This window comes from Luteimonas flava (genome assembly GCF_036584485.1).
GTDB lineage: Bacteria > Pseudomonadota > Gammaproteobacteria > Xanthomonadales > Xanthomonadaceae > Luteimonas > Luteimonas flava.
In genome coordinates this window covers 833054-844471 of sequence record NZ_JAZHBM010000003.1, presented here as the reverse complement: position 1 = coordinate 844471, position 11418 = coordinate 833054, and the positions used below count along the sequence as shown (strand labels likewise).

Sequence of the window (11418 nt, the reverse complement as noted above, 5' to 3'; positions counted from 1 at the left end):
GAGTCTAGTCCTGGGCGGAATTGGGTTGCTGTTGCTGCTGGCGCAGACGTGCGCGCCGTTCTTCGATCCGGCGACGGATCGCTTCGACCTGGGCCTCGGACGGGCCGGCGGCCGGCGCGGCTTCCGGCGTGACACCGCCGCTCGCGTCGACGGGCGTCGTCTGCGGCGCAGCCGCGCCGCGTGGCTGTCCGTTGCCGCCAAGCTCCGAGGCGCGGGCCGATGCGGTGGCACGTCCTGTCGTGGCGCCCGGACTGCCGGTGGCCGGGGGCGGCGGGCGCGAGGCGGCCTGCGCCGGCGATTGACCATCCGGCGGCGGTGTCGGCGTCATCGGTGTCGGCGGCTGTCCGCCATTGCCGTCGAACACGCGCAGTTCCAGCGTGCGCGGGCCTTCGGGCGTGGTGAACACCACGCTGCGGGCATCCACCGAATCGAGCAGCCAGTTCGAGGCCTCAGGCGGACCTTCGCCGACCTTGAGCCGGATCGATTCGCCGCCGCCATTGGGCTGCAGGATCGCCATCGCGAAGTCGGGCGTGCGCAGCACGCTGGTCAGCACGTAGTCGAAGCCCGTGCCGGCCCCCTCGCCTTCGTCCTGCGGATCGATGAAGAAGGGATGCGGACGGCGGTCGCCGGAGAACAGCGGCCGCGCGGCGACTTCGTCGAAGCTCGACAGCGGCGGTGCGGGCGCGGCGTCGCCGGGCGCGGGGCCGATCGGCGCGGCGACCACGCCGTCGTCCTCCAGCGTGCCGATGCGGCTGCCGAGTCCGGCCAGCGACAGCAGCGCGAACAGCAGCGCCCAGCCGCCGACCGCGGCGACCAGCCAGGTGCGCGCGTTGGTGGCATCAATCCGCATCGGCGCCTCCGTTGGCGGCGGCCGGGCGTGCACGCGCGGCGGCATTGGCCGCCGGCGTCGCACCGGGCGCCGGCAGCACGTAGCCGGACAGATCGAAACTCACGTCGACACCGCCACTGGTCGCACCGGCCGCGAGCGTGTGCCGCTGGCTGAGGATGTTGAGGTTGTCGATGAACAGCCGCGGCGTGCCGGTCTCCAGCGAGTGCAGCACCGCCGCCAGCTCGGCATTGCCGCAGCGCAGGCGCACCTGCACGGTCGCGCGCGGGTACTTGTCGCTGCGCTGGCCGGCGATCGGCGAGCGGTTGCTGATCGCGCAGCTGCGATTGCCGGGGCTCGCCTCGAGCACGGCGCTCTCCAGCCGCTGCACCAGCGCCGCGGTCGCGAGTTCCACGCCGGCCTGCGGCATGAAGCCGGGCGTGTCGTCCATCGACGCGCGCGCGCGTTCGAGTTCGGCGCGCACCTGCGGCGCCTGCTCGAGTTCACGGCGGATGCGCAGCTCGCGTTCCTGCAGCGTGTCGATACGCGTGCCGAGTTCGCGCATGGGCTGGGTCCACCACGGATGGATCAGCAGCAGGTATCCCAGCAACAGCACGCCCAGCAGCAGCGCGAGCGCCAGCCAGCGGTCGCGGGCCGACACGGGCCTATCGGGCATCGTCCGCACGCACGGGCTCCTGTGGTGGAGTGGACGTGGACGCCGGCGCAGTCGCGGGCGGTACGAGTTCGGCGGTCAGGGTGAAACGGTCGGAGCGCGTGCGCGGATCATTCTGTAGCGCGCCGGCGAGCGCGGGTGCGCGCCACAGCGTGGAGCCCGACAGCTGTCCGACCAGCGCCGAGGCTTCGGTGCTCAGGCCGATCAGCAGCACACGGTCGCCCTCGATCGCGGCCTTCTCCAGCGACGTGGAATCCGGCAGCCGGCGCGCGAGTTCATCGAGCACCGCGACCGTCAGCGGCCGCGCGGCGCGCTGCGCCTGCAGGAAGGCCATGCCTTCGCGCAGATCGGTCAGTTGCTGGCGCTGCGCGGATGCCGCGCGCGCACGGGTGGCTTCGGCGGCGACGCGTGCTTCGAGTGCATCGGCGGCGGCGCTGCGGTTCTCGCGCATCTGCCACAGGCCGAACGCGGTCAGCAGCACCGCGATCGCGAGGAGCATCACCTGCACGCGACGCTGTGGATCCTCGCGTCGCCGACGACGCGCGTCGTCGATCAGGTTGACGCCCAACGGGCCGGCGTCGCCGGCGAGATCGATACCGGCCAGCATCGGCGCCAGCGGGCCGAGGGCGGCGAGTTGCGCGTCGATCGCGGTGCGCGGCACCACCACCAGTTCCACGTCGATCTGGCCATCGCCGCGCCGGCCGAGCACGCGATGGTCGTAACGCACATCGGCGGCGGCGAACGGCGTCTGCCGGTCGATCTCGAACCCCAGTACATCGTGCAGCCGATCGCCGGCGGCTTCGGGCAGCGTCAGGCGCCGACGCAGGCCGGTGCGTGCGGGCAGCAGCAGCCAGCGCGGCAGATCGATCGTGCGCGGCGCGAGCAGCGCGGCCAGCGGATCGCCATCGGTGTCGTCGAACGAGGCGCGCGGCACGTGCGCGAGGTCGCGCACGCCGTCGGCGTCCTGCAGGCGCAGGACGATGTCGCCGCCGTCGCCGACCAGCAGCAGGCGACGGCTGGCGAGGCCGAACAGTTCGCGCACGCGCGCCGGCAGCCACGCCGACAGCGACGCGCCCCACCACGACAGGAACGTCCTGGCACGCGCCGACGTGCGGCCGTCCAGGCGCCAGGCGCGGCGGCCGGGCACGGTCTCGCCCGGAGTTGCGGGTGTCGCGGACATCATCGTGGTGACGCTCCTTCCTCCCAACGCAGCACGGTGTAGGCCGTGCCCGGTACGGCGCCAGCGCCGGTTCTGACGACTGCCCGCAGCCGCGCGGTCCGCCCCTCCGGAAGCCGCGCCTGGCTCTCGATACTATACGTGCCGCTGCCACTGCCCAGCAGTGCACCGGCGAGTTGCGCAACGGTCGCGTCGCGGGCCGCGAGGATCGGATCGGCGTCGACCCCCATCGCCTGCAGCACCGGCGCGGCGGCGAACTGCGGATCGGGCGACGGCAGGCGGCTGTAGATCGTCAGATACGGCGCGACCGCCTCGTACAGCTCGGGCGTCATGCCGAGCACCTGCTCGACCTCGGCGACGCTTTCGAATGGCGCATTCTTGGCGCCGTAGGGCCGCCCCGCGCTGGCGTAATCCGCGGCTTCCGCGCCGCCGGTGACCTGCACGAAATCGTCGCCATCGCGCCAGTCGACGATCGCACCAGCGACCTGCACCGCAACGCTCTGCTCGGCGCCGGTGGTCTGCAGCAGCGCGGCGAGCAGCAGGCCGTCGGCGGCATTGAGATCGACCTTGCCGGTTTCGTCGACGATCTCGAGTGCCACGTCGATGTCGTGGAACCGCCAGGCATAGGGACGTCCGTCCGGCTGCCACTGCAGCGCGGGGTCCTCCATCGCCAGCCGGGTCAATGCGTATTCCAGGCCCGCGCGCGCGGCCTGGTCGCCGGCAACGCCGCGGCTGAGCACGCGGCCCTGCTGCTGTTCGATGCGCGCGGTCAGCGCGAACGCCCCGACCAGCGCCGCCAGCAGCGTGATCAGCCACAGCACCAGCAGCAGCGCCGCCCCGCGATGCGTGCGCGCGTTCATGGCATCGCCACCGGCGCGGCCTGCCCGGTGCCCTGTGGCAGCGTGACGACGAGTGTCGGCCAGGCGCCGTCACGCTCGGTCTCGATCTGCACCTCGACCTGCAACGGCAGCGCGGCCGGGCCCCAGCGCTCCTGCCACTCGCCGAGTGCGCCGGCGTCGTCGAAGCCGCGATAACGCATGCGCAGCTCGACCAGATCGTCGACCAGCGGCTCGGGCGGGCGCGGACTCGGCGGTTCGATCGTGCGGCCGGTCATCACCATGCCGAAGGCGACCGTCAGACGTTGGGCACCGCGCACCTCGTCGACCGCGATGTCGTGTAGATGCGGCCCGCCCTGCCCGAGATAATTCGGCAGATCGGCGACGAAGCGCAGGCGCTGCGGTTCGCCGATGAACTGCGAGATCTCGCCGGTGTTCTCGTCGGTCTGGAACGCGATCTGCTGCGCGGACGCGATGCGCCGACGCAGGAAGCCTTCGACCGCGCGCATGCGTTCGGTGCGCTGCGACAGCGCCTCGCCGCGATCGACGGTCGCGGTCGCGGCGCGCAATGTGGTCAGCGCCAGGGCCAGTCCGGCTGCGAGCAGCACCGTCGCCAGCAGCACTTCGATCAACGTGAATCCGCGCGCATGCCTCATGGCATCGGCGCTCCGAGTACATCCGGTTCGCGCAGCCGCAGCGTGTGGACCTGCAGACGCTCGCGCGGACCGCGTTCGCCCCAGTCGACGGCGAGCGCGATCTCGAACAGCTGCTGGCCGCTCGGATCGAGCAACGCGGGCGGCATCGCCGGATCGACGTAGGGCGCGATTTCCAGCGTCCAGCGATAGCGTCCGTTCTCGAATTCGCCGGTGGTGCTGCCCGGCAGCACCGGAATCTCGATGCCGAGGCCATCGAGCAGCGACTGCGCATGCAGCGCCGCGCGTCCCGAATCGGCCGCCCAGCGCACCTGGCGCGTGCCGTTCGACAAGGTGCCCAGCAGCAGCATCAGCGCGATGCCCAGCACCGCGAATGCCACGATGACTTCGATCAGGGTGTAACCGCGCTGGCCGCGACGACTCATTCGGTCGCGTTCGCGCGGGACAGACGCACTTCGCCGGTCAGCCAGGCCACGTCGACCTGCCACGCGGCATCGCGCAGCAACACGCGTACGCGGCCGCCGGTGGCCGCGCCATCGGCGAAGAACAGGATCGCGCCTTCGCTGTCGCTCGATTGCAGCTCGCGCGCGCCGGTGAACTCGACCGCGAGCGGCTCGGGAATCGTGCCGTGGCGACCGTTCGGCGCCTGCCACGTGCGCGCCTGCGGATCGATCACGAAGCGCTGCGGCGCACCGGTCGAAATCGCCTGTGCCCGCGTGTAGCGCAACTGCGCCGCGATGGTCTTGCTCGTCGACTGCAGCGCGATGCGATCGAACCCGCCACTCATGGCCGCCGCCGCCAGCACGCCGGTCACGGCGATCAGGCCGACGACCAGCAGCACTTCGAGCAGCGAGAAACCGCGGACCCTGGCGATGCGATGCGACATCTGGCGCGGCGACGTTCCGGAGCGGGAGCAGCCCCGGAATCTAGCATCATCGGCGCCGCTTTCCACGGCGCGCGAAGTGCTTATTCGTAGCGGATATCGGCGTTCACACTGTCGCCGCCCGGCTTGCGATCAGCGCCGTAGCTGACGATGTCGAACGGCTGGCTGTTGCCTGGCGCCGCGAACTCGTAGGGCGTGTTCCAGGGATCGCGCAGTTCGGCGTCCTTGGCGTACGGGCCGAGCCAGCCGCTGGCGCCGCCAGGCTGGGTGACGAGATCGCCGAGTGAATTGGGCAGCGTGCCGGTGTCCATCTCGTACTGGTGCACCTTCTCGGCCAGCGTCTGCACCTGCGCCTTGGCGAGATTCACGCGCGCGCGGTCGCCGCCGCCGAGGATGCGAGTCGCGGCAAACGCCACGATGCCGCCGATCAGGACGACGACGAGGATGATCTCGATCAGGCTGAAGCCGCCCTGCGCGCTGCGCGGGCTGCCGAGGGGACGCGATCTGCGGATGTGCTGCATCGACACTGCCTCGTTCAAGAATCTGGATCGCATTGTATGACGCTGCGCAGCTGAACCTAGCCGATGACGCTGGTCAGGTCGTAGATCGGCACCAGCACCGCGAGGATCACCACCATCACAACGAGCGCGAGCAGCATCGTGATCGCCGGCACCAGGGCGGCGAGCATGCGGTCGAGCGACGTGCCGGTCTGCTGATCGAAGGTGTCCGCGGTCTTGAGCAGCATCGTGTCGAGCGCGCCGGATTCCTCGCCGACCTGGATCATCTGGATCGCGAGCCGGGGAAACCGCTTGGTGCGCCCCAGCGCCGTCGACAGGCCGACGCCGTTCTTGACCTCGGATTCGGCCGCTTCCACGTCCGCCGACAATGCGAGGTTGCCCAGCACCTTGCGGCCGATCCCGAGCGCGGCGATCAGCGGCACCCCGTTGCGCAGCAGCGTGCCGAGCGTGCGGGCAATGCGCGCGGTCTCGATGCGCGCGACCAGTGGCCCGAAAATCCGCCGCTGCAGCAGCCAGCTGTCGAAGCGCAACCGGAAGCGCGCATCGCGCAGCTTCAGCACGAAGGCGTAGATCCCGATCACCGGCACCGCCAGCATCAGGAGCCACCAGTCGCGCACGAACTCGCCCAGACCGAGCACGATCTTCGTGAACACGGGCAGCTCGGCATCGAGGCTGTCGTACATCGCCGCGAACTGCGGCACCACGTAGCCGAGCAGGAACATCAACGACGCGCCGACCATGACGATCAGGATCGCCGGGTAGATCAACGCGTTGACCACGCGACCGCGCAACAGGCGCGCGCTCTCGAGGTAATCGGCGAGGCGCTGCAGCGTGTCTTCGAGACTGCCGCCGGCTTCACCGGCGCGCACCATGTTCACGTACAGCCGCGAGAACGTGCCGTGCTGGCGCTCGAGCGCCGTCGACAGCGACACACCGCCACGCACCGCATCGCGCAGCTCGGTGATCGTGCGCTTGGCTTCAGGTTCTTCGGGCAGATCGAGCAGGATGGTCAGCGCACGATCCAGCGGCTGCCCCGCATTGAGCAGCGTCGCAAGCTGCTGGGTGAACTGCACCAGCCGCTGGCCCGAGAACGGCTTGGGCTTGAACAGGGCCTTCCAGTCCTCGACCGCCCGCGCCTCGCTCGCCGGCCGCGCCTCGATCGGCAGATGCCCCTGCTCCTGCAGACGCAGCGCGACCTCGGCTTCGCTGCCGGCATCCATCGTGCCGTCGAGCGTTTCGCCGCGGGTGTTGAGGGCTTTGTAGCGGTAGAGGGTCATGGGAACGGATTTCTCACGGCGCGTTGACCATTGCCACGTCCGGATCCGTCGAGAACAGGATCCGCATCTCGCTGGCACCGCCTGGCCAGGTGAACGCCATCTGGGCAAACACCGGCAATGGCATTGGCGGCTCGTTGGCGTCTGTTTCGTACCACCCGGCGTACCGCTCATCTGCGCCCGGCACAGCGAGCGGAATCGTCGCGGCACACAGGCTGCGCCCACAGCCGAATCCGGATATCTCGAGACCATGGCGGCCGAGCGATGTGCGTAGCCAGTCGCCGAACAACTGGTGCAGATCTCTTGCGTCGGGATCGGTCAGGCCATCGTTCTCGAACGCACGGACCGCATCTGTCCAAGCCTGCCCATTGTTGATGATTCCGAATGTATCGGACATCAGCGCGCCGTCCTGCAGCAACCGTGATTCCACGGAATCACGCGATCGCGGCGAGGCCTGTGCCTGACGTGTGGACACGCCGTCAGCCCGGAGTTGCCCCGTTGCGCGTGCGCCACCGGTCTGCGGCGCAGTCGCATTGATCGACACATCTCGATCCGTCAGATCAGCGCGCTCTTCGACGTTTCCGTTCGCGACGCGGGCATCGGCATCTGCGACTCGTCCATCCACATCCCGGTCGCCGCCACAGGCCGCGACCATCACCGCCGTCGCGCACACCAGTCCTGCCAGCCTCATGGGCTGCCTTCCGGGCGTATCCGTCGGTGCAGGCGACATCTTCCCGCGCCCTCCGTCACCCGCAGCACTTCCACGATCATCGTCTCGCCGACCTCGGCTTCGCTGCCGGCACCCATCGGGCCATCGAGCGTTTCGCCGCGGGCGTTGAGGGCTCTGTCGCGGTAGAGGGTCATGCGCCGGAGACCCGATCGATCAGCACGTGCATCGCACGCGCGCCCGGAACGCTCCGCGTCACGCGATATCCGAGTGCCGGCAGATCGAGCCCGGCCAGCAGCGACTCGCCGCGCCCGAGCAACACGGGCGCCACGGCGAGGTGCAGCCGATCGATCGTGCCGGCCTGCAGAAACTGGCGGATCGTCGCGGCGCCACCACCGATCCGCACGTCCGCGCCGCCCGCGGCATCGCGTGCCAGCGCCAGTGCCGCTTCGGGACCGTCGGTGACGAAGTGGAACGTGGTGCCGCCCGCCATCGCCAGCGGTGCGCGCGCATGGTGCGAAAGAACGAAGACATCGCAGTGGTACGGCGGCTCGTCGCCCCACCAGCCGCGCCAGCCGTCGTCCGGCCAGGCGCCGCGCGAGGGGCTGAACATGTTGCGGCCGAGAATCCACGCGCCGATGCCGTCGAAGCCGCGCGCGGCGAAGTCGTCATCGACGCCGGACTCGCCGACCTGTTGGCCGAGCACGTGCCGCTGGAAGGCGCGTGTCGGGCGGAACCAGTCGTGCAACGCGATGCCGCCGGCGCCCAGTGGATCGTCGAGCGACTGACCGGGGCCGGCCGCGAACCCGTCGATGGAGATGGCGAAGCTGTCGACCCGGACCTCGGCCATCACGCGTCCTCCGTCACCCGCAGCACTTCCTCGATCGTCGTCTCGCCGGCCAGCGCCTTGAGGATGCCGTCTTCGTACATCGTGCGCATGCCTGATTCGCGGGCGAGCTGTTCGAGTTCGCCCATGCCTGCATGGCGCATCACCGCGCGGCGCAGCGTGTCGTTCATGACGAGGAACTCGACGATCGTGGTGCGGCCGAGATAGCCGGTCGGCGCACCGGCCGACGGGCCCGGGCGATACAGCACGATCTCGCCGTCCGGCTGGAAGCGGCGCAGTTCGAAGCGTTCGATCTCCTCGGGCGATGCCGCATAACGCACGCGATGCGTCGGCTCGAGCTTGCGCACGAGGCGCTGGGCGAGGATGCCGTTGACGGTCGAGGTCAGCAGGTAATCCTCGACGCCCATGTCGAGCATGCGGGTGATGCCGCCGGCGGCGTTGTTGGTGTGCAGCGTGCTGAGCACCAGATGGCCGGTCAATGCGGACTGGATCGCGATGCGTGCGGTTTCAAGATCGCGCATTTCGCCGATCATGATGATGTCCGGATCCTGGCGGACGATCGAGCGCAGCGCATGCGCGAAATCCAGACCGATCTGCGGCTTGGCCTGAATCTGGTTGATGCCTTCGATCTGGTATTCGACCGGATCCTCGACGGTGATGATCTTCACGTCCGGCGTGTTGAGCTGCGACAGCGCGGTGTAGAGCGTCGTCGTCTTGCCCGAACCGGTCGGGCCGGTGACCAGCAGGATGCCATGCGGCTGGTCGAGCACCTTGTTGAACTGCGGCAGGAACTCGTCGGTGAAGCCGAGCTTGTAGAAGTCGAAGACCACGGTCTCGCGATCGAGCAGACGCATCACCACGCTCTCGCCGTGCGCGGTCGGCATCGTCGACACGCGCAGGTCGAGCTCCTTGCCTTGCACGCGCAGCATGATGCGACCGTCCTGCGGCAGGCGGCGTTCGGCGATGTTGAGCCGCGCCATGATCTTGATGCGGCTGATCACCGCCGCGGTGAGGTTCACCGGCGGACTTTCGCCGTCGATCAGCACGCCGTCGACGCGGTAGCGCACTTTGAGCCGGCTCTCGAACGGCTCGATGTGGATGTCGGACGCGCGCAGTTCCACGGCGCGCTGGATGACGAGGTTCACCAGCCGAATCACCGGCGCCTCGGATGCGAGATCGCGCAGGTGCTCGACGTCGTCGACGTCGCCGCCGCCTTCGCCATCGGCCGATTCGATGATCGTGCCCATCGCGCTGCGGCCCTGGCCATACCAGCGCTCGATCAGATCGTCGATCTCCGAGCGCAGGCCGACCGCGGGCGCGATGTCGCAACCGGTCGCCAGCCGCACAGCGTCAAGCGCGTAGTCGTCCTGCGGATCGGACATCCACACGTGCAGACGACCACGGCTTTCGCCGATCGGCAGCACGTGGAACTGGCGCAGGAACCGCACCGACAACGGCTGGGCGCCGTCGACGAGTTCCGGCGGCTCCTCGGGAACGGATTTGGCGCCGAGCAGTTGCAGGCCGAGTTCGGCGGCGCAGGCTTCGGCATGGTCGCGTTCCGACACCAGCCCCAGCCGTCCGAGCAGGGTCAGCAGGCTGCCGCCGGCTTCGGCGTGCAGGCGCTGGGCGCGCGCCAGATCGACGTCCTTGAGCCGGCCGCTGGCACGCAGGCGCGCGACGATGCGCGCCTCGGGCGTGTCGGGCGTCGCTGTGGAATCCTCGAGCACCGCATTCACTGCACGGCCATCCCATCGATTACGGATCGGCCGACTTTAGCAGTTCGACGGCGCCCGGCGCCGCCGCGGATCAGCCCTGCGGAAGCGGGTCGGTCGCGGCCTCGGCGCCGCGCTGGAGGTCCGCCGGCGGCGGATCCTCGCGGCGCATCTCGTCGGCGCTGGGCTTGCGGTCGCGGCTGCTCGGCGCGGGTACGTAATAGCCGACGCGTTCGAAGAATCGGCGGTAGAAGCCGGTGTCCTGCACGGTGCTGCTGGCGGTGCGCACCAGCGAGTCCTCGCGGCTGCCGACCGGCAGCGACAGCGAGCCGATGCCGCCGACGCCGACGCTGGCAGAGTTGGAACTCTTGCGCATCACGTAACGGTCGAGCAGCGCGCTGACGAACAGCAGCGAGCGGTCGCTGCCGCGCGACACGCAGGACACGCGCACCGACAGCTGCGTGTGCACATCGTCCTCGGGCTGGAAGTTCTTGGATGCTTCCACCGCCTCGTCGCTGGACTTGGCCACCGCGTAGCCCTGACCGAGGAGCGCCAGACGCGCGGCGCTGCAGACCTGCGCCGGCGGCAGCTCGTAGGTGCGCGAGTAGGTCTCGTCAGAATCGAAGGATTCCCCCATGAACGGCGCGTCCTCGCGCGCGTTGCGCCCGCATGCGGCCAGCACGAACACGGCGACGGCGATGGCGGTCAAACGCGGCAGGGAGCGGACGGATTGCATCGGGACAGATCGGAAGCCGGGACCGCGGCATGATACCGGCGTCGCCGCGCGCCCATCCCGACGCGGTCTGCACGGTTCATCGTGCAGCCGGATGCCCCGCGGCTTCAGTGCGCGGTGGGCGGCGCCTCGGGCGGCGCATTGCGCGTGCGGCGCTCGGCTTCGAGCCAGTCCAGATGCTCGGTCAGCGTGCGGCCCTCGGCCTGCGCCTCGGCGCTCGCGGCGGCATCGAGCGCCTTGGACACCGACAGGCGCGTGGCGATGCCGTTCGCGTGGCGCGAGGCGGCGGTGTGCCGCAGCATCGCCAGCAACATCGCTGCGCTGTGCGTCGTCGCCACCGGTTCGCCGCGCAGCACGAGCGTCCACTCGCCCTCGTGATAGGTCGCGCCGGCGAGCACGCGATCGTCGGGACCCTTGAGCTGTGCGTGGATCTGCGGTGCGCCTGCGCTGCCGTCGCTGCGACGCGGTGCATTGCGACGCCGGGCGTCGCGGCGGGACTTGGACGAGATGGACATCGGACTGCGGTCGTACGGAAGGCTGGCGCGACAGTATCCCAGATCGGCGCGCGGCCGCTGACCGCTCCATCACGGTGGCGCTGCTGGAATGCACGCCCCCGACC

The 11418-nt window shown here is 69.9% G+C and carries 15 protein-coding genes; all 15 read right to left on the bottom strand.

Translation table 11 applies throughout. The features are described from left to right. Positions 1-4: 4 nt before the first annotated feature. A complete protein-coding gene (locus V3391_RS16275; RefSeq protein WP_332079477.1) occupies positions 5-850 on the bottom strand; it encodes a hypothetical protein in 846 nt (281 codons plus the stop codon). Continuing rightward, on the bottom strand, positions 840-1502 hold the full coding sequence (gene gspM / locus V3391_RS16270; protein WP_425497278.1) for a type II secretion system protein GspM: 663 nt from the start codon (positions 1500-1502) through the stop codon (positions 840-842). The genes V3391_RS16275 and gspM overlap by 11 nt, the downstream gene beginning before the upstream one ends. Continuing rightward, positions 1492-2679 carry a PilN domain-containing protein gene (locus tag V3391_RS16265; protein WP_332079475.1) on the bottom strand — a complete coding sequence of 396 codons (1188 nt, stop codon included), beginning with the start codon at positions 2677-2679 and terminating at the stop codon, positions 1492-1494. The genes gspM and V3391_RS16265 overlap by 11 nt, the downstream gene beginning before the upstream one ends. Next, the gene (locus tag V3391_RS16260; protein WP_332079474.1) at positions 2679-3536 is read right to left on the bottom strand and encodes a type II secretion system minor pseudopilin; all 858 of its coding nucleotides are present in this window, start codon (positions 3534-3536) and stop codon (positions 2679-2681) included. Before V3391_RS16260 ends, V3391_RS16265 begins: the two co-directional genes overlap by 1 nt. Beyond that, entirely contained in the window at positions 3533-4168 is a 636-nt protein-coding gene (locus V3391_RS16255) for a prepilin-type N-terminal cleavage/methylation domain-containing protein (RefSeq protein WP_332079473.1), read from the bottom strand. The genes V3391_RS16260 and V3391_RS16255 overlap by 4 nt, the downstream gene beginning before the upstream one ends. Beyond that, a complete protein-coding gene (gene xpsI / locus V3391_RS16250; RefSeq protein ID WP_332079472.1) occupies positions 4165-4590 on the bottom strand; it encodes a type II secretion system protein XpsI in 426 nt (141 codons plus the stop codon). The genes V3391_RS16255 and xpsI overlap by 4 nt, the downstream gene beginning before the upstream one ends. Then, positions 4587-5051, bottom strand: a complete 465-nt coding sequence (gene xpsH, locus V3391_RS16245; protein WP_332079471.1) for a type II secretion system protein XpsH — start codon at positions 5049-5051, stop codon at positions 4587-4589. Before xpsH ends, xpsI begins: the two co-directional genes overlap by 4 nt. 80 nt (positions 5052-5131) lie before the next feature. Then, positions 5132-5569 carry a type II secretion system major pseudopilin GspG gene (gene gspG, locus V3391_RS16240; RefSeq protein ID WP_332079470.1) on the bottom strand — a complete coding sequence of 146 codons (438 nt, stop codon included), beginning with the start codon at positions 5567-5569 and terminating at the stop codon, positions 5132-5134. 56 nt (positions 5570-5625) lie between these two features. Next, positions 5626-6843 carry a type II secretion system protein XpsF gene (gene xpsF, locus V3391_RS16235; RefSeq protein ID WP_332079469.1) on the bottom strand — a complete coding sequence of 406 codons (1218 nt, stop codon included), beginning with the start codon at positions 6841-6843 and terminating at the stop codon, positions 5626-5628. 13 nt (positions 6844-6856) lie between these two features. Continuing rightward, entirely contained in the window at positions 6857-7570 is a 714-nt protein-coding gene (locus V3391_RS16230; protein ID WP_332079468.1) for a hypothetical protein, read from the bottom strand. After that, positions 7528-7704 carry a hypothetical protein gene (locus tag V3391_RS16225; protein ID WP_332079467.1) on the bottom strand — a complete coding sequence of 59 codons (177 nt, stop codon included), beginning with the start codon at positions 7702-7704 and terminating at the stop codon, positions 7528-7530. Before V3391_RS16225 ends, V3391_RS16230 begins: the two co-directional genes overlap by 43 nt. Continuing rightward, a complete protein-coding gene (locus V3391_RS16220; protein ID WP_332079466.1) occupies positions 7701-8357 on the bottom strand; it encodes a dihydrofolate reductase family protein in 657 nt (218 codons plus the stop codon). Before V3391_RS16220 ends, V3391_RS16225 begins: the two co-directional genes overlap by 4 nt. Continuing rightward, positions 8357-10081, bottom strand: coding sequence for a type II secretion system ATPase GspE (gene gspE, locus V3391_RS16215; RefSeq protein ID WP_425497302.1), 1725 nt, complete (start codon positions 10079-10081; stop codon positions 8357-8359). The genes V3391_RS16220 and gspE overlap by 1 nt, the downstream gene beginning before the upstream one ends. A gap of 79 nt (positions 10082-10160) precedes the next feature. Beyond that, entirely contained in the window at positions 10161-10802 is a 642-nt protein-coding gene (locus tag V3391_RS16210) for a DUF2242 domain-containing protein (protein ID WP_332079465.1), read from the bottom strand. 104 nt (positions 10803-10906) lie between these two features. Beyond that, the gene (locus V3391_RS16205) at positions 10907-11314 is read right to left on the bottom strand and encodes a hypothetical protein (protein WP_332079464.1); all 408 of its coding nucleotides are present in this window, start codon (positions 11312-11314) and stop codon (positions 10907-10909) included. Between the last annotated feature and the right edge of the window lie 104 nt (positions 11315-11418).